The following is a 23,267-nucleotide window of genomic DNA, read 5'->3' as shown; positions in this document are numbered from 1 at the left end:
ATTTATGTCGTTTTACTTTATTTGATCCTTAAATTCTTCTAAAAACCAATCTAAGGTTTTACCTTGTTTTCCAAGTTCCCTTTCTAAAAAGCTCTCGTGCTGATTGATAGCGCTGTTCTTTGCTTTTAGCATTAACGAAATCGTTTCCCACTCTTCGAGCTTCCAATATTGAGCTAATTCCTTTGGATAGTTCTCTGGGGGTATTTTCGATTGCTCTATAAAATTCGTCTCTAACTGTTGTCTCAAGATTACTTTCTTCTTGTTCAAGTCTTCTTGCTTCTGCTTCAAAATGGCTTCGTTCTTCAGCTTCAAGCTCTCTAAATTCTCGTTCTGAGTTTGCTTCAAGTTCTCCAAATTCAACTGGAAGGTTTCTTTCTTCTGCTTCAAGTCTGTTTCCTGCTGATTCAAAAGCGTATTGTTTTTCTGCTGCAAGTCGTCTAAATTCGTCTGGAAGGTCTGCTTGTTCTTTTTCAAGTTCTGTAATGTTTGCTCTTCGGCTTTCAATATCTCTTGAAATAGCATCTCTTCCTGCGATAAAGTCTCGTTCCAATTTTTCTGTTTCTCTGATAAAATATTCCCTAACTTCAGCTTCAGTTCGTTTGTCTTTGCGTTGCTGTTTTTCAAGTTTATCAATTGATTCTTGCTCGCCTCTAATATTTTTATGTTTAGCAAGGTATCTTCTTTCCAAGTCTGCTTTGTACGCTCGAAACTCGCTTTCGTCTTGGTTAAGTTGTTCTTCTTGGAATTCAATTGCTTGAAATTCACCTGCAAGTTGTACTCGAATTTCGTTTTCAATTCTTCTTTCCATATCTTCCAATCCCGATTTCTCTGCTTTTGTAGCTGTCTCAACTCTTGATATTTCTGATTCAAACTGGTGTTCAGCTCTTTTGTACGATTCTGAGTCCAAAGCTCTTCTAACTGATCGTATAAGATTGCTAATTTGGTTTGCTCTGCACTTATAAGATTCTTCGAAAATGCCTCTTTGCTCGTCATCAATTTCCCATACTCCGTTGTTAGTTGAGTAGGGAATGTATATGTAGTTGGTGTTTGCTTCGATTTCATTATATACCCATTTTACTTTAGATTGTGATTTTAGTGCTTTTTCTATTTCCGGTTCAGGTTTCTTAGGAATGATTATTTGAACGGTGTTTAAGCCTAAACGTTTTAATTTCACCCTTTTCTCATCATCGATTTTATGAGTGACTACAAATTCAATAAGCAGAATAGGTTCATTTTTTTCATTAAAAAAGGTGATGTCAGGTCTTATAAGCAAATACCGCTCATTAATATTAGGGTTTTGACCGTACTGTACTATGCAATTTTCGTCTTCATAAAAAGTAAGTTCTGATTTTACACTATGCGCTCTAATTGTTTGAGCATGTATTAGTTGATTTGGTAAACCATCTACATTTTTAGGCGGAAACTTATATACTGCCGGTACTTTTATTTCTTTTAACCTGTGTAAGATGTCGCGAGCGAGAAGTTCTCTATATTTTCTGTTTGCTCTAACACATTCTGTAGTGTCTTTATCTACATCTACAGCATGATGTCTGAAATAATGCTCTCTAATTTTGCCTTTAGCAGCCTGCATTTCTTTTTTACAACCTAAACAGAAATAGCCATTTAAACCACTTTTAGCATCTGAAATATGGATGTATTGTGTAAAGTCGTCATTAAACGCCCAATCGGTCTGATAATCTGTATTTTTTACATTTTTATATGCTGACATTCTCTTCTTTCTATTTGTTTAAGATTATATCAAAAAGGAAAAATAAATGATGCTAATTGACAATAAAATAATCTCTGTCAAATATATAGTCCAGATAGTAGGTCTAAATGCTATTGTACAGATTTTGATTTCTTTCTTGTAGTTTGAAATATCCATTGACATTGAATTAACTTGTTTTTTTAGCACAGAATCATATAATAGCCTAAAAGCTGTTTCTAGCCATAAATAATGAGCATCTAAATACCAAAAAAGAAAAGACACAGGATAACCGATTATAAATATTTTGAAATCCGCTTTATCGATACCAAATGCCATTAATGCCGTAATTGCTGTAATGCTCCAACCTTTTACTAAGAAAGATTTGTGAGATAACCTATCTATAACGCTGTGAATAAGTTCTAAATGCTTTATTCTTTTTTCTTTCATTAGTTAGATTTTAACCATTCTACAAAGTCGATTTTTTCTCCATTCGGGTAAACAACAGTATAATCATCGTCCCATTCCAAAGATTTATACTTTTTATCTACATAAGGATACAAACGTAAATACTCATTTCCAATCCATTTTCCTGAGTTATCCGCTACAGGTAGTAAGGCTATATTTTCTATATACTTGTGCACGTCTCCAATTCCTAACTCCCAATTACACCATTTGGATTCAATTCCTTCGTTTGTAGCAAGTAGAATAAATTTTTTATTGGCACTAATCATGTTTTTTATTTTAATAGCCGTTTTAGCTGTTGGTGGATATGATAATTCTTCATCCATCCAATCTACATAAACATCTACTTTTAGTTTAACCAATAAAGAAACCAAATATTCTACTAAATCTCCATTTTTGTGACTATGACTTATAAAAACACTTGACTCAAATTGTTCTCTTTTTTTTAATGCATTAGATAGTTTAGCTTCAAATACTGAAAATAGTTTTGTTAAACTGGCATCATTTTTTTCGATAGATTTTTTTAATTGGTTTACAGTAATAAAATCAGACATATCTAACTATTCTCTACAATTTTTATTTCTTCATCGGTTAATCCATATAACTCATATACCATAGCATTTATTTCTGCATCGGTTTGATTAATTTGGTTTTGTAAGTCTTGTGCTTTTTGTTTGTTTTCTTCAAAGAGGTCTAGCCACTCAAACTCGTCTTTTTTAGTTAATGGTACACCACCAGCTTTTTTAATAGCTTTATTGAGTTCTTTTATAAAGTCTGCAAAGTCTAATTCGTAACAGTTTTCGAGTTTTTTAGACAGTTTTTCTAACTGAAATTGAGAGATTAAATACTTTATGAACTTAGCATTATACTTTTGAAAACTTTTATTATTTTCTAATTGCAGATTAACCTTATCTATTATTTCTTGACTGTTTCCTGAAATTTCGGGAAGTGGAAAAGGTTTTAAATAATTAGTTTTAAACCTAAAATAACCACCGCGTAACTCCGTTCCAGTATTTTTAAGGAAAAACCACATTACTTTAGAATTTAATATTCCTAAATAGTATTTATCATCAACTTTGAACTTATCATTTTTAACAAAGGAATAAATAGTTGTAGGATGATAAAACTCTCCATTCTCATCATAAGTCATATTACAACCTAAAGAGATTTCTTGAGTCATTATTTTAGGCAATGGAAATTTTTCGTGATTCTTTTGATATATATATGAATACCAACCATCTACCACATCCATTTTACCCTTTTCTCTTCCTCTAATATCTTTTTCAAAATGTTTCAAGTAAGAATAAGTCTTAGGAAGATTTTCTTTAATATAACTTTCCTGAACTAGTGACGTTCCATCTTTTTCATAAGGAAATAATACATAATGTTTGTTTTGCAAGGACTTATATTTAGAAATTTCGTTTCCTTTAATAAAAGGTCTCACTAATTCTTTTTCGATTTGAAATTTAAAGTCGTACTTGACGTTATAAGCTTCAATTAAACCGCCTTTTTCAACTCCTTCAAAAACATAAACAGCATCTAAACTTGTTTGCATTCCTACAAATATTTTACTGAATACATTTTCTATTTTATAAGGTTGTTTTTTTAATTTAATAATAAGGTCTAAAATTTGTTCACTTTGCAAATCCCAATTCGCATACTGTAAATTATTATATGACATTGTATCCCAAACAAAAGGTTCAAATATTTGTTTAGGTAAGAGTTTTTTAAACTTAATTTTTTCCTTTTCCGTTTTAGTTAAATCTATGATACAAGTATAAGTTGATGCCTCTTCAAACACTATTTCAGAACCGAAATGGACTAAATTTTCTACAGCGGTATTATCTTTAAAAAACTGCCTAATACCAACTCCAAAATCAGCAACTAAAAACTTATGAGGTAAAATGAAAGAAACTACACCCTTGCTGTTAATTAAAGAATAACACTTTTCCATGAATAAGGCGTAAATGTCATAATTTGCCGTTGCAGATTGGTATTTCTTTTCATAATACTCACACATTATAGGGTAATGCTCCATTAACCCCTGTTTTCGTACATAAGGCGGATTTCCAATCACCACATCAAACCCTCCTTTTTCAAACACTTTAGGAAATTGTTCCTGCCAATTAAATGCTTTATCTCCTGCAACGGTTTTACTATCTATTAAGCTGTTACCACATTTAATATTACTGCTTAAATCGTTTAGTTTACGACGTGGCTGTGCCGTACGTAACCATAACGATAGTTTGGCAATTTCTACAGATTCTTCGTTAAGGTCTACCCCGTAGATATTGTTTTCTAAAATGGTGTTTTCAATATCAGGAAACTGTAAACCGCCTCCTAATACTTTGGTTTTAAGCTCATCTATATAATGGTGTTCTGCTATTAGAAAATTGAGCGCCTGGTTAAGAAATGCACCGCTACCACACGCTGGATCACAGATGGTAAGTTGTAGTAACCAATCTCTATAGCTATCTAAAATTTCTACTAATTTTTTAATGGTTGAATCTGGTCTCTTCTTCCCATTTACTTTACGTCCTTTAAAATATTCCTCTTCTTTAAAGCCTAATTGGGCTTTCTTTTCTTCGCAAAGTTTACCAACGGTATTTTCTACAATGTATTTGGTAATGTATTTGGGGGTGTAGAATACCCCATCTTTTTTACGTTTACTTTTTTGCTTATCGAAGTCTGCACCTTCAATTTCGGCATTAACGCTTTCAATTTCGTTTAATGAGTTTTCAAAGATATGTCCTAAGATATTTACATCTACCTGACTCTCGAAATCGTAAGCTGCTAATTTACTGGTGTGTTTGTATAGGAACTCGCTATCTATGTCTAAACTATCGAGAATCGTGTCTTCTTTAAACAAGCCCCCGTTATAGGCATAAATTTCGGCTCTGTTGGCGGTTCCTGCCCTACCTTGGTCTAGGAATTTAAAATATTGTTTGAACAAATCATACAAAGGCGTATCGTTACCAAAATCGACATTAGATTTCCAATGATTTAATATTTGTTGCGTGCTGTTTGGTGGCAGTAAGCCTCTATCTTCAGCAAAGAAAATAAACAGGTAGCGGTCTATTAGTTTTTGTGATTTTTTAAAGAGGGTTAGCTTAACGTTTTTCTCTAATTTAATTAACTCTGCTTTTTCTTCTTCGGTGTGATGAGATTCTGAAACAAGTTCTGAATGACGATTATTTTTTAAAGTTTTAGCATTACGCCTTACCAAATCTCTATAAAGTTCGCGTTTAAAAATTGAGTAATCTTTATAAAATTGCTTAGTGATTTGCTCTTCTTCGACTACCGATGCCTCTTTTATTTTAAGCGGCAGATTGTTTAATATATTGTCTTTATGTAAACAGATGTATAATAAAGCAAACTGCTCTGGGGTAAGTTGAAATAAATTAAACTCTTCAAACTCGGTAGCATCATTAATATAAAAACGTAACTTCTCGAAATTTGATGTTATTACATATACACATCCTTTTTGATTGGCTTTATAATCGAATGCTTGTTTACGTATACTTTCTAAGTCTTTGGTATTAGTTCCTTTTAATTCTATTACACCTAATGCTATATCGTTATCTAATATAGCTCCGTCAGCCTTACGTGCATTGTTTTCATTTTTATACTCGGCAACCAGATTATAATTTGCTTTAGGCTTTAATGTATAATCTAAAATATTAACAAATAGTTCGGTTAGGAATATGCCCTGATATTCTTCTTCTTTAGAACTACGTATGTTATCCTGTATTGTTGGGTTAAGGAAGTACTTGGTGTATTTTTTATAAGCTTTAGTTATGGCATCACTATCTTGTAATTTTAAATAGTGCTTAAGAACTGATGATTGGTATAACGACATTAATAGATTTAATTTAGGTCTTTAAAAATATAAATATAACTTGACTTAACATTAAGGTTTTTCTTATTTAATAATAATTTATGTCTTAGTTTCACTTTCCCTTATATATCCCTTTATTTATGTTTACAGAGATTTCCGCTTAATAAAATAAAAAAGAGGGTAAACCTCGTCAATATGTTGTAAATGATAATTACCCTTATGGTAGACTATATTTTGCTTCATATCATTGTAATCAAGATAATCTTGCATGATTTTTTTATTGACCGGCTTTTGAGAATAATTCTTTTTTAATTTAATTAACCCTGCTTTTGATGCTTCGCTTTTTAACCTGGAAGCGGTTGCTACCGATATATTAAATAGCTGCTCTACCCCATTAACAGAAACAGGAGCGAATTGCTCTTTATAGTTAAATTTAGGTGACAAAAAATGATAGGTACTTCCCTTTAATTGTACGCTTTTTTGTTTCTTAACTTTTCTCCAAAAATCTTTATGGAGATAACTATAAATTACTGCTCCTGTAACTGCCTTTATTTTATAATAGTTATTAAAGTCTATCTGAAATGCTAACCTTACTAACCAGTTATTTTCTTTTCTAATTCTATCGAAAGACTTGAATACATAAAACTGTGTTTTTTGATTGTAAACTATCCAGCCTATCTCCATCAAAAAATTGAGATACTTTTTTAGGGTTTTCCGACTATTAATACACTCAACAAACTGAATAAATTGTAATGCTTCGTTATCTAACTGTGCTTTACCGCTTGGGTATATTAGCTTTAACAATAAAAAGTATTGTAATTCCCTTGAATAGTTGCAGCATTGTGCATCAATAAACATTTCTATTGGTACACTAATATGCTTTGCGACTGTTATTTTTTTTTAACAGAATAATGATTGTCTATAATATTATGAATATCTGAAAGCTTGTAATACAACTTACCTTTAATTTGAGAATAGGGCAAAATGCCTTCTTCCCTCCAATTTGATGCCGTTTTTGGGCTTATTTTAAATAGTTGTAAAACATCGGCATTATCTAAAATGACGTATTTAGGATCTTGAACATTTTTAAGTTCACTTTGCTTAACAAGATATTCTAAACGTTCTAATATCTTATTTAAACTATCGTTTATGGGGTGTTTGAAAGCTGTCATAATTAGCGTTTTTTATTATTAATACTAATTAAGGCTTCTTCTAATTCGGAGCGTTTATATCTGATTAAATTACCTAATCGATAAGGTTTAAGTACTCCTTTTTTGTTCCAGTCTGTTAGGGTTACTAAAGATACTTTTAGGATTTTTGCTACTTCCTGGCGTGTAAGATATTCGGCAGGTTTGATAGGTTGGAAATTTTGAGCTATTACATTTAATTCCGCTCTTACATCGTTAATGATGTCTTCTTTTAATTCGGCAGGTGTTATTCCGAAAACTTGGGTTATTTTACTTTGTTCCATCGTGATACGTGTTATGGTTCGATGGTGTAAAATTAAATCAGAGGTGTTTAAGTAAGCGTACCGGAAGGTACTCGAACGGTATTAGTTTACTTCTTTTTTGTGAGGTATATTAAAGTTTGCTTTATCGAAATTTCGTTCTGTTTCCTGTGCTTTTTCAGTAGTTGTATTAAGATATTTTGAAAGTGTATTTTCAGTAGTCTTTACATCAAAAATATTAAATACTTGTTTTGCAAACTGTGTATAATTGATATCTCCATTCTTTCGTTTAGGTGCATTTATGTACTCTAAATCAGCAAGCATTCCCATTAAATAACCTAAATGAGCTGGTTTAGAATCCCAGTTAATTTTCATATCATTTATAGATTGTTCATTCTTTTTATGATTAATTATCGCTTCTTCCAATTCATATAAATCTTTAAGAAAAGCGTTTCCAATATTAAACAAAGAAAATGGCAGTAAGCTTACCAATTTAAACCTATATGTTGAATAAAGTCTTAATTCGTCTTCAAAAGGCATTTTAGAAATATCGATATATCCATCCTTTATAAATTTGTGATTTTCCTCTAAAAAATTTTTATAAGCCTGAGTTAGTGAAACCGATATAAAATATTCATCGAATTTGGAATAATATCTTGACTTCTGGTCGTCTATATAAAAATCATTTTTTATTAGGTTTAAATTTACAATTAGTGCCTTAATGGTAAATGTGACAAAGTTTTCTAAATCATTATAATCCGTTTTTGAAAATTCTAAATATATTTCACTTTTAGCCTTATAATACAATTCATATACATTAGATAAAATATTCTTTATTATTGCTTTTATTTTAACAACATCAAATTCATATAAAGATTTATCCTTATAGATTACCGGAGTATATTCTTGAGACATATCAAATTTATCATCGTCAATATCAATCAAGAACTTGAGATAATAATTTTGAGAAAGAGCATTTAAAAATTTGGATGTAGATTTCAAACAGAATAGTTTATAATTTAGCTTACTTCTTTAACATCTGGTATCAAAAAATCTTTAGAATTGAACTTTCTAAAAGTCTCCTGCCCTTTGTCGGAATCTAAATTCAAGTATTTTTCAAGAGTATTATTAGTAGTTTCAGCGTCGAATGTTCTTAAAACGTCTTTAGCAAATTGGCTATAATTAATTTCTCCATCCTTTTTTCGAGGAGCTTCTATATACCCTAATTGCGCTAGAGTTGAAATGATAAATCCTAATTGTGAAGGCTTACCACTCCATTTGAGTTTAGAAACGTGGTCGGTAGTGTCATTTGTGTTATCATTATTTTTTAAATCTTCAATAAAATCCAGCATGTTTTGGGCTTCTTTTTTTGCGAAATATTTAAAGAAATTTATTTGCAATTCAGTTAGTGTAGAGTTTCTAAAATCTGGTCTAAAAAGGCTAGACTCTACTTTTAGATCCTGTATTAGTTTAGGATTTGAAAACTTCGGAAATTCTGAAATATTTACTTCATATTCAGAAAGATATTTATTCAATAAATCATCATCATAATTCAAAACATACAATTGCTTGATTTCATTGAATAAATAGGAATAATAATATTTGTGATTTTCTATATCTGAATTTGCCAGATTACTAAAAATCTCAGACTTCAAACTATCTACAGCGTTCTTGATTTCAGCATAAGCATTAAAAAAGGATTTCATTTTAAGAGCATCAGGATTAGTAACAACTTCCTTAAAATTTAGCATAGAGGATTTATTCATAAAGATATAGCCAACAGTAAATATATAGTTAAAACTCTAAATTTAGTAAACCTTATCTTACTTTACCTTTTTCAAAGGAACTTTTTCGTAATTATTTTCTTTATTTTGTTTCAACCAAAACTGTTGTAACATTTTCGCATTTTCTTTAGGAGTAATTTTAATATACTTTAAAAACTGAGCCTCAGTTTGATGTCCTGTAATCGCCATGATAACCATATTAGGCAATTTACCATACAGATTGGATGCGAAACTTCTACGGCATATATGGGATGATACCAATTTATGCATAGGGTAAACTCCTTTTTCTTTACGCTTAGTTTTAGGATTTATAAGGCTACCTTCAATCTCTTGTTTGAAACCAGCTTCTTTACACACATCTTTAATATGTAAATTAAACTTTTGGTCGGATACACTTCTTGGGAAGCCGTTATGTTTTTCCAGTATTGCTTTTACTTGTGGATGCATTGGTATAACAACGTTTTGCCCTGTTTTCTGCGTTTCTACTTCAATAAAACCTTCCTTGATATTAGTATCTTTTAAGCGCAAGAAATCTGACACTCTTAATCCTGTTCGCAGACCAATTATAAAGAGGTCTCTAGCGTTTTCCAGACGTTCAACACCTTTGTAGTCATGGTTGTATATTTTATTTATATCAGCGTCTCTAAGATAGATACTATCGACTTTTACTTTAGGCGCAAAGAATTTAGGGTGATTGATATGCTCATGAACCGGAAGTCCTTGTAATTTAGCGTCTCTCGCAATTGTTTTAATAGTACCAATATAGTTACCCACAGTTCCTAAGTTTATCTTTTGTTCCTGAGTAAGATAATTTACAAACCTATCGTAAAAAGTAAGGTTTAAATCAGTAAACTTTATTTTGGTTTTAAATTTGGTTTCGTATTGTTCTAATTTCTTTTGGGTAGTACCATACTTGGTAATCGTTGCTGAACTTACAGGCTTATTCTTTCCTTTAATTATTCTTGAAGGCGCTAACTCTATAAAGCGTTTTACAAACGGTAAGAAAAACACCTGATCTATAGCGTCATCGTTTACAGGTCTATTGAAATGTTTGGCTATTTTGGTTTTAAGCCAATCTCTATCTATGAAGATACCTTGTGAATTATCAGAGTTAAATTCAGATATTATGAAATTCTCTAGGTTGAATAAATGGTCGTTTACTTCGTCCTTATAGGTTACACCAGAGATATTTTTTACCCTTTGCTTTGCAGTACTCCAATAATTAGGTTGAATTTTTAAATCGGTAGAAGCGGTATAATCGAATTTTCTACCGTTCTTGAAACGTACAAGAATATTAGTATATCCCTTAGTACCCTTGACAAGGAAATTGATGGTAGCCATAATATAAACATCTTAAAAGTGAGCTTTATAAAGATACAAAACAATCCCCACATTATCCCCACAATTACCATATTTATGGCTTATTCACTTAATTATTTTTTGATTGAAATATTACAAAATTCCTTTATTTACAAGGATTTCAAGAGGTTTTAGACAAGCATGTATTATATAGAAAAAGTGTTGGCGGGTTCCTCTTTCTCCGCTATAAAAGCTCGTAACAGTAATGTTTACGGGCTTTTTATTTTTTGTAACCATATATATCTTTCAATATTATCGTATCTCCGTTTTCGGCTGTAATATCCAAATCGTACCGAACGTTTATTTTAGTCCCAATAGGCGCATAATAATAAATAACCCAAGCATCGTCCTCTTTAACGCCTATACAGCCATTAGAGTAAGCCTTGCCAAGTGTGTTGGGGTTTGTTGTGGGGTGGATAAATTGACCATACCGTAAACCATTAAGTTCAGTTTCTATAAAAGGGATTTTAGGCACCAAGGTTATTTTACCATCATCTCTTTTAGTTACTTTATATTCATGGTTGTTAACGGGATTGGCATATCTCGGATTTTTAACATAACCAATTATAATACCTGTTCCTGTTTTTGTTCTTAAGTCTTCTACCCTATTTGACATTTTTAGGTATTTTTTTTCAAATCTTCCCACACGAATTGGAAATTCAAATAGCTTCACTGAGTTTTCATAAATACGAAGTTTAAACTCCGGAATATTAACATCGATAGTCGTATTTTTAAATGAATTTTTAAGCGAAATAGCTTGAATAGAGTCTGGAATTAGTATGTAGTTTCCTCGTGGAAGCGCAATCATTTTCTTTTGATCATATACAAACGAATCTCTTAATTTCATTCTGTAATAATCAGTGTTTTGAAGTGTATCAATAATCCAAGGGTTGCTTCTCACTATAAGGTGTTCTGTTAGTATATATGGGGTTTGAGTGTTATACATCCTTACTAATGAATCCAAATATTGAAAATATGCCCGAATAGGAACATCTTTTTTAATTTTGATTTTTATGGGAAGGGAATCATGAGCTAAATTTACAGCTGGAATTGGATTTTTAAACCTGTTTAAGCTACTTACGCTTTTAGCACTAAAGACCAGCATTGCCAAAATCGAAATTAACACCAAATGCGATAGTGATTTAGATGTTTTCATTTTATCAGTAGTTTACCAATAGCTCTTAAACGGTTTTTTTAAGATAATAATTAATGATATCTGCAGTAGAAACAATTCCAACCAACTTAGTATTCTCTAAAATAGGAATGGCATGATAATACTCAGTCGACAATACTTTAGCGGCATCTTCAACACTTGAACTTGTGGTTAAATAAAACGGTTTTGTAGTCATGATATCTTTTACTGTTAGTTTTCTATACACCTCATGGCCATCATCAATGCCAGCACCTACAATGTTGTACATAAAATCTATTAAACTAACCATGCCGACTAATTTTTCATTTTCTAAAACAGGAATATGGTGATGCCATTTCCTTTTTTCATAAATATGTTTTACATCCAGTAGCTTTTGATCTGGCGACACCGTTACCACATCTTGCGTCATTATTGATTTTATAGAATTGGTTTCCATGACCTAAAATTTTTCTCTATCAAACACTTAAAATTAACTTATTAGGCTCAAAATTAACATGATATATATCATGTTAAATACGCAAAATTGTTAATATTTTTAATACAGCAACAGTATGTACTAAATAAACGTTAACCGTTTTTGCCATCAACATTAATATTCAGCGTAAACACTATTCTTTTTTTGAATACAACCCACTAAAAATAAAAGACATGAAAACTAAAACCATAATAGAGTTGCTCACGTTAAGTTCCAGTATTTATGTTTTAGCCAGAGATACAAAATTCTTAGAAAAACTAAATGATTTTTCTGAAAAGGGTATGGAAAACATAAATAAAGCCATGGCCGAAACCCAACTTGACGAAAACGGGAACGAACTGGAGTTTATAGACAAAGTGCTTTTAAAAACCCATGAACTTAAAGTGGAACTCGACCAAAAAATAGAAGAATTAGTGGCTAAATTCTATAAAAAAATAAATATAGCCCATCTAGATGAAATTAAAGCGCTCAACGAAAAAATTGAAAAGCTGGATAAAACTGTTGCATTACTAGAAGCTAGACTTAACAAACTTGAAGCTTAAAATGGGCATTGTAACCGACATAGTAAAGGGTTATAGATCATTCTCAAGGTACAATCAAATTCTCAAAGTTTTGATGAAATACGGATTTGATGATTTGGTGCAATACCTTGAGGAAAACAGACACTACGCCTTTATTCAAAAATTTATTCCAAATGCTACCAAAAAACGAGTTGCTAAATATAGCAAATGGGCCAAAATGAGGTTGGTTTGCGAAGAACTTGGGCCTACTTTTATAAAGTTTGGCCAGATTTTAAGCAATAGACCAGACCTTGTGCCCTTAGAATTAACTTTTGAATTAGAAAAGCTTCAGGATAACGTTCCACCCATGAGCGAAAATGAAGCCAAACAAGTTGTTGAAACCGAATTAAATGGTAAAGTTGAAAACCTATTCGCATGGTTCGAGCCAAACCCTTTTGCTTCTGCCTCCATGGCACAAGTTCATAAAGTTACTTTACATTCCGGTAAACGTATTGCTCTAAAAATTCAACGGGCTGGTATTTATGATATCATTATTGAAGATATTAAGGTAATGTACAAAATTGCACATGTTCTAGAACACAGAATACCGTCCTTAAAAAGTTTTGACCCCGTTGGTCTGGTTAAAAATTTTGAAGCTTCACTTTTAAAAGAACTTGATTTTATTCACGAGTCGATCAACGTACAACGGTTCTATAATAACTTAGCTAAAGACCATTCTTTAGAACAGTTTGCTCAAGCTCCAAAAGTATATCAACAATTTACAACCCCAAAAGTATTGGCTTTAGAGTTTGTTTCTGGTATTAAAATAGATAGAACGGACGAGCTAAAGTCTAAAAATATAGATACAAAAGTTATAGCCCGAAGGTTAAGCATAAGTTACTTTAAACAGGTTTTTGAGTATGGTTTCTTTCACGCAGACCCCCATCCTGGAAATATATTAGTGCTCCCAAACAACCATATTTGCTATTTAGACTTTGGTATGATGGGCAGTATGCTTCCTAGGGATATAACCATATTTGGCAAATTATTTATAGCTATAACCAATAAAGACGTAAAAAAAATAATTAAGGCGCTACAATTGCTATCTAACAACGCCCCCATTGTTAATAGAAGGGATTTGGAATTTGACATCAACGAGTTTGTTGAAAAATATTATGTTCGGGATATCCATAAAAATGAAATGAGCACCGTTTTGTTAGAACTAAAAGACATTATTATAGCACACGGTTTAATGGTGCCTACTTATTTTTTCCTATTTGCCCGGTCTTTGGTAACCATCGAGGGTGTTATCGAGAAGCTAGACCCGACATTAGAGCAGTTCGATATTGTAAAACCTTACCTAAAAAAGAGTGCTACTAAAAAATACAATCCCATAAAAATAGGCACAAAAGTTATTAATTCTATTGTAGAGTTTACCGATTATATCGAAGACCTACCCCAGGATTTACAAAATGCCATCCGGAAAATTAATTCTGGAAAAATAAAGGTTGACATAACCCACAAAGGGATAGACCCCGTTGTACATACCTTGCAACGCATAACAAAACAATTAATTACAGCGTTCATTGTGGGAGCTCTTGTTATAGGAGCTTCGTTGTTTATTATTTTCCAAATACGTCCTCTTTGGAAAGGCATTTCATTATTGGGTATAATAAGCTTTTTAATAGCGATAATTTTAGCTTTTGGAATGTTGAACAACATCAAAAAAGGTGATTATGACTATTAATTTTTACTGATTGACAGATAAGTAAATCAATAAAAAATTGCATAAAAAAACGTCATTACGATTTTAGTTAGCGACCGAAGTAATCTGTTCGATAGAAGTCCCGTTCAAAAGGTTACTTCGTCATTTCTCCTCGCAATGACGGGTGCAAATATTCATTTGTAATTATAACGCAAACTGTTATTGTTATAAAATAAAGAATACGCTCAAGGTTTAGAAAATGCTTTTTTAAAGTGGCCAAAAGCTTCTGAAATCTCATTTTGGAAATGTTCCAGTTGGGTTTCCTCCTTTTTTGGGGCGTATTTTCCTCTAAGCTTATCGATAAACGAATTAAAATCCTTTTTTCCTCGTTCAAAGGCCGATTTTGCTTCAGACTTATCTTTCTTGAATTTTTGTTCTAAAATCTCCAGTTGTATTTTAAATTGTTCTATTTCAATTAGCGTTAATGCATACATTCTATTTAAAGTTTCATTAGTTTTTATCTTTACTTCAATATCATGTAATATTGAGAGCAACTGTTTTTTTTGTTTTTTAAAAACCTCTTTGGTCTCTGCTTTTCCTAATGCTAATTGCACGCGAAGTTCGTCAAATTTTGTGTGTAATTCTTCAATTTTTGCTTTCACATCCTTGACCTTAAACTCGCTATCGTGAATAAATTGGTTGAATTTTTTCTTAACCTCCTCATATTTATCTTGAGCTTCTGCTTTTCCCAAAGCGGCTTGCACCTGAAACTCTTCAAGTTCTGTTGCCGATCTTTTAAGGGCCTCTATAACCTTATCGACAAAATGAATATCCTTGTTTTTCATGACGCTTAAATTTATAGTTCTATTAAATATCGGAACAAAATAAGGCTTGCACAATGACTTTTATCAGTTTTCAATAGCCCCGGCTTGAAATAAACCGAAAAAGACATGATTTTAATCATTTTATATAAACAAACACTGTAATAACTTTAAATTCATAACAATATGTCATGCTAAGCGCATTAAAAATAAAGTCTTTTTTCTCTGAAATTGGCGAACTAGCATATTTTACAAGACGGTTTCTTAAAGAGCTTTTTAACAAACCTTTTGAGTTTAACGAATTACTAAAACAGTGTTATAATGTAGGTTACCGGTCTGTTTTACTCGTTGGTGTAACCGGCTTTATTATAGGGTTGGTAATTACATTGCAAACAAGACCTACGCTAGAAGAATTTGGAGCCGAATCGTGGATGCCCTCTATGGTTAGCATTTCCATTATTAGAGAAATTGGACCAGTAATTATAGCTTTAACATTTGCGGGGCGCATCGCTTCTGGAATTGGGGCAGAATTAGGATCTATGCGTGTTACAGAACAAATTGACGCCATGGAAGTTTCAGGTACCAATCCGTTTAAATTCCTTGTCGTTACCAGAGTACTGGCTGCTACTTTAATGCTTCCCGTTTTAGTGATTTTAGGTGATGCCATAGCGCTTTATGGCTCATATATTATTGAAAACCTAAAAGGCGATGTGTCTTTTCTGCTGTATTTTAACAAGGTTTTTAACGCCTTAGAATTTGGTGATATTATTCCTGCTACCATAAAAACCTTTTTTTTCGGTTTTGCAATTGGTTTGGTGGGATGCTTTAAAGGGTATTACTGCGAAAAAGGAACGGTAGGCGTTGGCTTAGCGGCTAACTCAGCCGTAGTTTTTTCATCTATGCTACTATTTATCATCGATTTTATAGCCGTATTTATTACCGACTTATTTTTTTGAATTAAAAATGAAAACACCTTTTGGCATATCGAACGAAACAAAAAAAGCGGACAATAGGCAGCCTATTCTTGAAATCAAAGATTTAAAAAAGTCTTTTGGTAACAATCATGTTTTAAACGGATTCAATCTTCAACTTTTTGAAGGTGAAAACCTGGTTATCATGGGAAAATCCGGTTGTGGCAAATCTGTAATGATTAAATGTATGGTGGGCTTGATCGCGCCCGACTCTGGTTCAATAAATGTTATGGGAAAAGATATCAATACCTTAAACCAAATAGAACTGGATAAACTACGAACAGAAATTGGCTTTCTGTTTCAAGGCAGTGCATTGTATGATTCTATGACCGTCAGGGAAAATTTAGAATTTCCTTTAAGACGGCATAAACACAAATTTGGAACTATTACCGACACAACGCCTTTGGTTCTTGAAGCTCTGGATAATGTTGGATTAGCCAATACTATAGATTTAATGCCTGCCGAATTATCCGGAGGCATGCAAAGACGTGTGGCATTAGCAAGAACTCTGATTTTAAAACCTAAAATCATTTTATATGATGAACCTACAAGCGGATTAGACCCCATAACATCAAAAGAAATCATTGAACTCATGCGGCGCATACAACAACAGTATAAAACATCTTCGCTCATTATTACGCACGATGTAGATTGTGCACGCGTAGTATCTGAGCGTATCATTCTACTCGTTGATGGCATTAATTACGCAGAAGGTACATTTGTAACCCTAAAGGCATCAAATGACGAAAAAGTAAAAGCATTCTTCAAATAAATATGAGCGTTATGAAAAATACAAGCAATCACAAACTTAGGTTGGGCATTTTTGTCGTCGCAAGCCTAACCCTATTTATAGTTGCGATATATTTAATTGGCAATCGTCAAAACATGTTTGCAAAAACATTTTCAATTAGTGCCAATTTCAGAAACGTTAACGGCCTAATGCAAGGTAACAATGTTCGGTACTCTGGTATAAACATCGGTACGGTAAAAAATATTTCAATGTTAAACGATTCTACCATTAGTGTTAATATGGTCATTGAAGAAAAAATGGTAGAACATATAAAAAAGGATGCTATCGCAACCATCAGTACCGATGGTTTGGTTGGTAACATGATCGTAAACATCATACCGGGCAAAGGTGATGCCGAAACTATTTCTTCTGGCGACATTATTGAAACCTATACCAAAATTGGAACTGGGGAAATGCTAAGCACCTTAAATGTAACCAACGAAAATGCTGCTTTATTAACAGCCAAATTACTCAAAATAGCAGATGCCATGTCTAACAGCCAAGGCACTTTTGGCATGCTTATAAACGACACCATTGTATCCCACAACCTTAAGCAAACCGTTATTCAATTGAGGATTATGAGCATTGAGGCCAATAAAGCTATGAAAAGTTTGAATTCTATTATTGATTCCATCAATTTTAACGAAAGTGTTGCAGGCAAATTACTTAACGATTCTATAGAAGCCCAAAAAGTAAGCGTTGTGCTAACCAATCTTGAAACCTCAACTAATGATATAAAAACGGTAATTAACAATTTAAACGAAACAATAACCAATTATAAAAACGGTAATGGTGCAGTAGAATACCTTTTTAAAGATGAGGATTTTGTAAAAACCCTTGAGCAAACCATGAAAAACATTAATGATGGAAGCCATAAGTTCAACCAAAACATGGAAGCCTTAAAACATAATTTTTTAACGCGTAGATATTTCAGGAAATTGGAAAAAAAACAAAAAAATAATTGAGTTTAGGCTATATTGGAACCATCTATTAAAATACAAGTAAATATCCCAACCTTATAAAATTGCAATAGCTAAAATTCAGAAACTTTTTCTCTCAAACATCTGTTTCCCTACAACTTAATTTTTTTCCCTTATCAAAACCAATATGAAGCACCTTTTTAATTTTCTAAAAACTTATTTATTTAAACGATTAACCATAGCATAAACTGCTATTTTTTGTAACTTTGCTCGCATGCATTTTAAAGAAAAAACAATTAAACTACAGAAAGTAAAAATTACAGTACAGTACAGGATAGAATCGTTTTAACCTTAATATATATTTGTAGAATAACTTTTTAAAAATAACATGAGTACAGCAACAAAAAACTTTAAATACGTAGATTATCTTTGGGATAACGATAAAGCAGAAAGCTTAGGAGACGACCAAGTAGCCTTATTTTTATATCGTTCCAATATTTTAGGAGCAGATTTAAGAATAACTAATTATGGTGGTGGTAATACAAGTTGTAAAACCATAGAAAAAGACCCTTTAACCAACGAAGAGGTTGAAGTAATGTGGGTGAAAGGCTCTGGTGGAGATATCGGGACCCTTACGCGTTCAGGAATTGCTGGACTTTACACAAACAGATTACGTGATTTAAAGAATGTTTATGGAGGTCTAGAAGATGAAGACCGTATGGTAGGTTTATTTAACCACTGTATATATGATTTAGATAGTAAAGCACCGTCTATCGACACCCCTTTGCATGGTTTACTCCCATTTAAGCATATTGACCACTTACACCCTGATGCACTTATCGCTGTTGCTGCTGCAAAAGACAGTGAAAAAGTAACCAAAGAGATTTGGGGAGATACTATGGGCTGGGTACCATGGCAACGTCCTGGTTTCGATTTAGGATTACAATTAGAGAAATGTTTAGCTGAAAACCCAGGCATTAGAGGTATCGTATTAGGAAGCCACGGTCTGTTTACTTGGGGAGATACCTCTTACGAATGTTATATAAATAGTTTAGAAGTTATTGAAAAAGCTTCTGAATACATCGATAAAAAAATTGCTGAAAAAGGTTCTGTTTTTGGTGGTCAAAAAGTGGAAAGCTTACCAAAAGAAGAGCGTTTAGAAAAAGCTGCACAATTAATGCCGTTGTTAAGAGGACTTTGTTCTTCTGAAAACCAAATGATTGGTCACTTTTCTGATACCGATGTGGTTATGGAGTACATAAACAGTAATGATTTGGAAAGATTGGCCCCAATGGGAACCTCTTGCCCAGATCACTTCTTACGTACTAAAATTCAACCTTTAGTTTTAACTTTAGATGCGAATGAAGATTTATCAGATGCTGAAGCTGTTCTTAAAAAACTAGAACCCGCTTTTGAACAATACAGACAAGAATACGCAGATTATTATAATACTTGCAAAAGAGACAACAGTCCTGCAATGCGCGACCCTAACCCAGTAATCATTATTTATCCTGGTGTTGGTATGTTCAGTTTTGCCAAAAACAAGCAAACAACACGTGTTGCCAGTGAGTTTTACATCAATGCCATCAATGTAATGCGTGGTGCCGAAGCAATCTCAGCGTACACTTCTTTACCAAGACAAGAAGCTTTTGATATTGAATATTGGTTATTGGAAGAAGCCAAATTACAACGTATGCCAAAAGAGCAACCATTATCTCGTAAAGTAGCCTTAGTTACTGGAGCTGGTGGCGGTATTGGTAAAGCTATTGCCGATAAATTGGCTGCTGAAGGTGCTAATATTGTTTTGACAGATATTAATGAAGACAGCTTAAAAGAAGCGCACGCCACTTACAAGCGCGATGTCTCTACTTATGTGGTATGCGACGTTACCAATTACGAATCTATCGTTAATGCTTATAAAAAAGCTTGTGTTGAATTTGGTGGCATAGACATTATTGTACATAGCGCCGGATTGGCCATTTCCAAACCAATTGAAGAAACTACCCAAAAAGATTGGGATCTGCTTCAAGATGTATTGGTTAAAGGTCAGTTTGAATTGGCAAAAGCAGGCGTAGAAGTAATGCGTAAGCAAAACCTTGGTGGAAACTTTATTAGTATTGCCAGTAAGAACGGATTGGTTTCAGGGCCTAACAACGTGGGGTACGGTACAGCTAAAGCTGCACAACAACATATGTCGCGTTTATTGGCTGCTGAATTGGCAAAAGATAAAATCCGCGTAAATGTAGTAAACCCAGACGGTGTTATTGTAGGAAGTAAAATTTGGGAAGGTGCTTGGGCTGAAGGCCGTGCCAAAGCTTATGGCATTACCGTTGAAGAACTTCCAGCACACTACGCTAAAAGAAACTTATTAAACGAAATTATCTACCCAGAAGATATTGCCAATGGTGTATTTTCTTTAGTAGGAATTTTAGATAAAAGTACCGGAAACATTATTAACGTTGACGGCGGAATGGCAAATGCATTCGTAAGATAGTTATTAGAGTTAGTTTTAGTTAAAAAACTTCCATAGCATATTAATTTATATATGGGAGTTTTTTTTTAAAACAACGAACCTTCAACGAGCAATTGGCCTTATGGGCTTTTTTGTAAAATGTAATCAGTAATAAACAAATATTGAACAATCCGTTATTGTAAAAATTTAATCAGATGAAAATAGAACAAAACCACATACAAGATACCAATAAAGAAGACCTTCAATCGCACCAAGAACAATTTGATTTTTTATCAAACAACTTAGCAAAAAAAGGTGCTGATATAAAAGGTATAATAAATAAACTTAAAGACTTTCAAGTCGCTATCCCTAGTTGGGCTTTGGGTGCTGGAGGTACGAGGTTCGGACGTTTTTCGTTTTATGGTGAACCTTCTAGTTTAGAACAAAAAATTCAGGATGTTGGTATTTTGCATGCACTTACACAAACGGCGGGTGCGGTTTCGCTTCATATTCCATGGGATATTCCCGAAGATTACTACGCTATAAAAGATATAGCAAACGGATTGGATATAAAATTCGATGCTGTTAACTCTAACACCTTTCAAGATCAAAAAAACGCCAAAGAGAGTTATAAATTTGGATCTTTAAGTAATACAAGTGAAGCGGTTAGGCAACAAGCCATTCAACATAATTTAGATGTCATCAATATTGGTGACAAACTGGGCTCAAAAGCATTAACGGTTTGGTTGGCCGATGGGTCTTCTTTCCCGGGGCAAAACAACTTTCAAACAGCTTTTCAAAATACACAGGACAGCTTAATAGAAATTTATAAAGGTTTGCCAGATGACTGGAAAATGTTAGTAGAATACAAGCCCTATGAACCAAACTTTTACAGTACGGTAATTCAAGATTGGGGGGCTTCATTAATGTTGGCCAATGGCTGTGGCGATAAAGCCTATACTTTAGTTGATTTGGGACACCACCTGCCAAATTCAAATATTGAACAAATTGTTTCTATTTTGCAATTAAAAGGTAAATTAGGCGGTTTCCATTTTAATGATAGCAAATACGGTGATGACGATTTAACCGTTGGAAGCATTAAACCTTATGCCCTATTCCTTATTTTTAACGAGTTGGTTTATGGAATGGAAAACAATCCTAACAACCCAGATTTAGCTTGGATGATTGATGCCAGCCACAATATAAAAGACCCGCTTGAGGATTTAATCCAGTCTTTAGAAGCGATTCAAGAGGCCTATGCCAAAGCGCTTTTAATTGATCAATCTGAATTGAAAGCTGCTCAGTTGGACAACGATGTAGTAAAATGCCAAGAAATTCTTCAAGGAGCCTATAGAACTGATGTGCGTCCATTACTTGCCAAGGCAAGATTGGAAAGTGGCGGTGCTTTAAGTCCAATAAACGCATATCGCTCGCTCGAAGTGAGAAATCAACTAACAAAAGAAAGAGGTAAACACACTGTAGCCACAGGACTGTAATTAATTTTTTGAGATGATAGATGTAACGGCGGTATTTGATATAGGAAAGACCAATAAAAAATTCTTCCTTTTTGATAAAGATTATAAAGAAGTGTACAAAGAGTACACAAAATTTGATGAAATTGAAGATGAAGACGGGCACCCAACAGAAAACTTACAAGCGCTTCAAACATGGTTAAAAAGTGTTTTTGAAAACATCTTGGAGAATTCTGAATACAATGTTGAAGCCATTAACTTTTCAACCTACGGTGCTAGTTTTGTCCACCTCGATGAAAATGGCGAAGTATTAACGCCGCTTTATAATTATACCAAACAAATAGACCAAAATATCATTGATTCCTTCATTGAAAAGTATGGACCAAAGGAAGATTTTTTAAAAACTACAGGTTGTTTTGATTTGAGTCTTTTAAATTCTGGCTTGCAGTTGTATTGGATAAAACACACCAAACCTGAAGTTTTTAAAAAGATCAGATACTCGTTGCACCTACCTCAATACTTAAGTTATATTTTTACAGGAATTCCACTTAGTGAATATACCAGCATTGGTTGTCACACCGCGCTTTGGGATTATACAAAAAAAGATTACCACAGTTGGGTGTACAAAGAAGAATTGCATAAAATATTGCCTCCTATAGTTTCAACCGAAACAAGCATCAACATGAACTATAATGGAAAACGCATCAAAATTGGCGTGGGTATTCATGATAGTTCTTCAGCACTGTTACCTTACGTTCGAAGTGTAAAGAAAAAGTTTGTTTTAGTATCTACTGGTACATGGAGCATTACATTAAACCCGTTTACCGACCGCCCAATTGTTGATGATACTGATGCTAAAGATTCCATAAATTACATGAGAATTAATGGAAAACCTGTAAAGGCAACACGCGTATTTTTAGGCAATGAGTACAAAATACAGGTAGCCAAACTAAGCGAGCATTTTGGTGTTGATGAAGATTATCATCGCCATGTTAAATTCGATTATAATGTGTATTCTGAAATTATGCACGATTTTAAACACATGTTTAAGTGGGAAAGCATAAATGACGAAGACATGCCCGAGCAAACCAATATTAGCTACAATGAATTTGACCATGCTTACCATCAATTAATGACAGAACTTGTTCTGTTACAAGTAAAAAGCATAAAGGATGTTGTAAGTGGTGAAAAAATAAAGAGATTATACGTAGATGGTGGTTTTAGCGATAACGACCTTTTTGTAAAATTACTATCCCATCATTTTAGAAATATGAAATTGAGGACTACCGATTCTTCATTAGGTTCGGCTCTTGGAGCTGCAATTTCAATTTCAGATAAAAAACTAAATTCAAAATTTTTAAAGAAAAACTATTCATTAAAAAAGCATGTCCCATTTATCATCAGCTAAAT

21 protein-coding genes are annotated in these 23,267 nt (G+C 33.0%); 8 read left to right on the top strand and 13 right to left on the bottom strand.

Annotation, left to right across the window (positions count from 1 at the left end; genetic code table 11):
* Window positions 1–58: 58 nt before the first annotated feature.
* The 12 genes from GSB9_00430 to GSB9_00419 form a co-directional block, all read right to left on the bottom strand.
* Window positions 59–1,729 carry a hypothetical protein gene (locus GSB9_00430; GenBank protein ID UKM63884.1) on the bottom strand — a complete coding sequence of 557 codons (1,671 nt, stop codon included), beginning with the start codon at window positions 1,727–1,729 and terminating at the stop codon, window positions 59–61.
* A gap of 24 nt (window positions 1,730–1,753) precedes the next feature.
* Window positions 1,754–2,155, bottom strand: coding sequence for a hypothetical protein (locus tag GSB9_00429; GenBank protein ID UKM63883.1), 402 nt, complete (start codon window positions 2,153–2,155; stop codon window positions 1,754–1,756).
* Complete coding sequence (locus tag GSB9_00428) at window positions 2,155–2,724, bottom strand: toll/interleukin-1 receptor domain-containing protein (protein ID UKM63882.1); 570 nt, start codon at window positions 2,722–2,724, stop codon at window positions 2,155–2,157. The genes GSB9_00429 and GSB9_00428 overlap by 1 nt, the downstream gene beginning before the upstream one ends.
* 2 nt (window positions 2,725–2,726) lie before the next feature.
* A complete protein-coding gene (locus GSB9_00427) occupies window positions 2,727–6,029 on the bottom strand; it encodes a BREX-1 system adenine-specific DNA-methyltransferase PglX (protein ID UKM63881.1) in 3,303 nt (1,100 codons plus the stop codon).
* Window positions 6,030–6,152: 123 nt separating this feature from the next.
* Window positions 6,153–6,812, bottom strand: a complete 660-nt coding sequence (locus GSB9_00426) for a hypothetical protein (protein ID UKM63880.2) — start codon at window positions 6,810–6,812, stop codon at window positions 6,153–6,155.
* 86 nt (window positions 6,813–6,898) lie between these two features.
* Window positions 6,899–7,180, bottom strand: coding sequence for a helix-turn-helix domain-containing protein (locus GSB9_00425; GenBank protein UKM63879.1), 282 nt, complete (start codon window positions 7,178–7,180; stop codon window positions 6,899–6,901).
* Between the two features lie 2 nt (window positions 7,181–7,182).
* The gene (locus GSB9_00424) at window positions 7,183–7,479 is read right to left on the bottom strand and encodes a helix-turn-helix domain-containing protein (GenBank protein ID UKM63878.1); all 297 of its coding nucleotides are present in this window, start codon (window positions 7,477–7,479) and stop codon (window positions 7,183–7,185) included.
* Window positions 7,480–7,560: 81 nt separating this feature from the next.
* Window positions 7,561–8,457: a hypothetical protein gene (locus tag GSB9_00423; protein UKM63877.1), complete on the bottom strand. Its 897-nt coding sequence runs from the start codon at window positions 8,455–8,457 to the stop codon at window positions 7,561–7,563.
* Window positions 8,458–8,474: 17 nt separating this feature from the next.
* Entirely contained in the window at window positions 8,475–9,206 is a 732-nt protein-coding gene (locus GSB9_00422) for a hypothetical protein (GenBank protein ID UKM63876.1), read from the bottom strand.
* A gap of 72 nt (window positions 9,207–9,278) precedes the next feature.
* On the bottom strand, window positions 9,279–10,580 hold the full coding sequence (locus GSB9_00421) for a site-specific integrase (protein ID UKM63875.1): 1,302 nt from the start codon (window positions 10,578–10,580) through the stop codon (window positions 9,279–9,281).
* A 238-nt stretch (window positions 10,581–10,818) separates the two neighbouring features.
* A complete protein-coding gene (locus GSB9_00420; protein UKM63874.1) occupies window positions 10,819–11,754 on the bottom strand; it encodes a L,D-transpeptidase in 936 nt (311 codons plus the stop codon).
* Between the two features lie 25 nt (window positions 11,755–11,779).
* Window positions 11,780–12,187 (bottom strand): CBS domain-containing protein, encoded by a 408-nt coding sequence (locus GSB9_00419; protein UKM63873.1) that lies wholly within the window; start codon window positions 12,185–12,187, stop codon window positions 11,780–11,782.
* A 212-nt stretch (window positions 12,188–12,399) separates the two neighbouring features.
* Here GSB9_00419 and GSB9_00418 point away from each other — a divergent pair, with 212 nt between their 5' ends.
* Both GSB9_00418 and GSB9_00417 read left to right on the top strand, forming a co-directional pair.
* Entirely contained in the window at window positions 12,400–12,768 is a 369-nt protein-coding gene (locus GSB9_00418) for a hypothetical protein (GenBank protein ID UKM63872.1), read from the top strand.
* 73 nt (window positions 12,769–12,841) lie between these two features.
* Entirely contained in the window at window positions 12,842–14,473 is a 1,632-nt protein-coding gene (locus tag GSB9_00417; protein ID UKM63871.2) for an AarF/UbiB family protein, read from the top strand.
* 203 nt (window positions 14,474–14,676) lie between these two features.
* Here the strand turns inward: GSB9_00417 and GSB9_00416 are convergent, their stop codons facing one another.
* The gene (locus GSB9_00416; GenBank protein ID UKM63870.1) at window positions 14,677–15,276 is read right to left on the bottom strand and encodes a hypothetical protein; all 600 of its coding nucleotides are present in this window, start codon (window positions 15,274–15,276) and stop codon (window positions 14,677–14,679) included.
* Between the two features lie 167 nt (window positions 15,277–15,443).
* Between GSB9_00416 and GSB9_00415 the strand changes: the two genes are divergently transcribed.
* From GSB9_00415 to GSB9_00410, 6 genes are all read left to right on the top strand, one after another.
* Window positions 15,444–16,208 carry an ABC transporter permease gene (locus GSB9_00415; GenBank protein ID UKM63869.1) on the top strand — a complete coding sequence of 255 codons (765 nt, stop codon included), beginning with the start codon at window positions 15,444–15,446 and terminating at the stop codon, window positions 16,206–16,208.
* A 7-nt stretch (window positions 16,209–16,215) separates the two neighbouring features.
* Window positions 16,216–16,995, top strand: coding sequence for an ATP-binding cassette domain-containing protein (locus GSB9_00414; protein UKM63868.1), 780 nt, complete (start codon window positions 16,216–16,218; stop codon window positions 16,993–16,995).
* An 11-nt stretch (window positions 16,996–17,006) separates the two neighbouring features.
* Window positions 17,007–17,978 carry an MlaD family protein gene (locus GSB9_00413; GenBank protein UKM63867.1) on the top strand — a complete coding sequence of 324 codons (972 nt, stop codon included), beginning with the start codon at window positions 17,007–17,009 and terminating at the stop codon, window positions 17,976–17,978.
* 343 nt (window positions 17,979–18,321) lie between these two features.
* Entirely contained in the window at window positions 18,322–20,427 is a 2,106-nt protein-coding gene (locus GSB9_00412) for a bifunctional aldolase/short-chain dehydrogenase (protein ID UKM63866.1), read from the top strand.
* A gap of 173 nt (window positions 20,428–20,600) precedes the next feature.
* Window positions 20,601–21,881: a sugar isomerase gene (locus GSB9_00411; protein UKM63865.1), complete on the top strand. Its 1,281-nt coding sequence runs from the start codon at window positions 20,601–20,603 to the stop codon at window positions 21,879–21,881.
* Between the two features lie 13 nt (window positions 21,882–21,894).
* A complete protein-coding gene (locus GSB9_00410; GenBank protein ID UKM63864.1) occupies window positions 21,895–23,265 on the top strand; it encodes an FGGY family carbohydrate kinase in 1,371 nt (456 codons plus the stop codon).
* Window positions 23,266–23,267: the final 2 nt, after the last annotated feature.

Source organism: Flavobacteriaceae bacterium GSB9 (assembly GCA_022749295.1).
Taxonomy (GTDB): domain Bacteria; phylum Bacteroidota; class Bacteroidia; order Flavobacteriales; family Flavobacteriaceae; genus Flavisericum.
This window is presented reverse-complemented; position numbering and strand designations above follow the sequence as displayed.

Excerpts from the sequence above, each read along its gene's own strand:
- GSB9_00421 (UKM63875.1), bottom strand. The coding sequence starts at position 10,580 with ATGGCTACCATCAATTTCCTTGTCAAGGGTACTAAGGGATATACTAAT.
- GSB9_00428 (UKM63882.1), bottom strand. The coding sequence starts at position 2,724 with ATGTCTGATTTTATTACTGTAAACCAATTAAAAAAATCTATCGAAAAA.
- GSB9_00412 (UKM63866.1), top strand. The coding sequence starts at position 18,322 with ATGAGTACAGCAACAAAAAACTTTAAATACGTAGATTATCTTTGGGAT.
- GSB9_00430 (UKM63884.1), bottom strand. The coding sequence starts at position 1,729 with ATGTCAGCATATAAAAATGTAAAAAATACAGATTATCAGACCGATTGG.
- GSB9_00413 (UKM63867.1), top strand. The coding sequence starts at position 17,007 with ATGAAAAATACAAGCAATCACAAACTTAGGTTGGGCATTTTTGTCGTC.
- GSB9_00414 (UKM63868.1), top strand. The coding sequence starts at position 16,216 with ATGAAAACACCTTTTGGCATATCGAACGAAACAAAAAAAGCGGACAAT.
- GSB9_00424 (UKM63878.1), bottom strand. The coding sequence starts at position 7,479 with ATGGAACAAAGTAAAATAACCCAAGTTTTCGGAATAACACCTGCCGAA.
- GSB9_00417 (UKM63871.2), top strand. The coding sequence starts at position 12,842 with ATGAAATACGGATTTGATGATTTGGTGCAATACCTTGAGGAAAACAGA.
- GSB9_00416 (UKM63870.1), bottom strand. The coding sequence starts at position 15,276 with ATGAAAAACAAGGATATTCATTTTGTCGATAAGGTTATAGAGGCCCTT.
- GSB9_00410 (UKM63864.1), top strand. The coding sequence starts at position 21,895 with ATGATAGATGTAACGGCGGTATTTGATATAGGAAAGACCAATAAAAAA.
- GSB9_00418 (UKM63872.1), top strand. The coding sequence starts at position 12,400 with ATGAAAACTAAAACCATAATAGAGTTGCTCACGTTAAGTTCCAGTATT.
- GSB9_00415 (UKM63869.1), top strand. The coding sequence starts at position 15,444 with ATGCTAAGCGCATTAAAAATAAAGTCTTTTTTCTCTGAAATTGGCGAA.
- GSB9_00420 (UKM63874.1), bottom strand. The coding sequence starts at position 11,754 with ATGAAAACATCTAAATCACTATCGCATTTGGTGTTAATTTCGATTTTG.
- GSB9_00425 (UKM63879.1), bottom strand. The coding sequence starts at position 7,180 with ATGACAGCTTTCAAACACCCCATAAACGATAGTTTAAATAAGATATTA.
- GSB9_00429 (UKM63883.1), bottom strand. The coding sequence starts at position 2,155 with ATGAAAGAAAAAAGAATAAAGCATTTAGAACTTATTCACAGCGTTATA.
- GSB9_00427 (UKM63881.1), bottom strand. The coding sequence starts at position 6,029 with ATGTCGTTATACCAATCATCAGTTCTTAAGCACTATTTAAAATTACAA.
- GSB9_00419 (UKM63873.1), bottom strand. The coding sequence starts at position 12,187 with ATGGAAACCAATTCTATAAAATCAATAATGACGCAAGATGTGGTAACG.
- GSB9_00411 (UKM63865.1), top strand. The coding sequence starts at position 20,601 with ATGAAAATAGAACAAAACCACATACAAGATACCAATAAAGAAGACCTT.
- GSB9_00422 (UKM63876.1), bottom strand. The coding sequence starts at position 9,206 with ATGCTAAATTTTAAGGAAGTTGTTACTAATCCTGATGCTCTTAAAATG.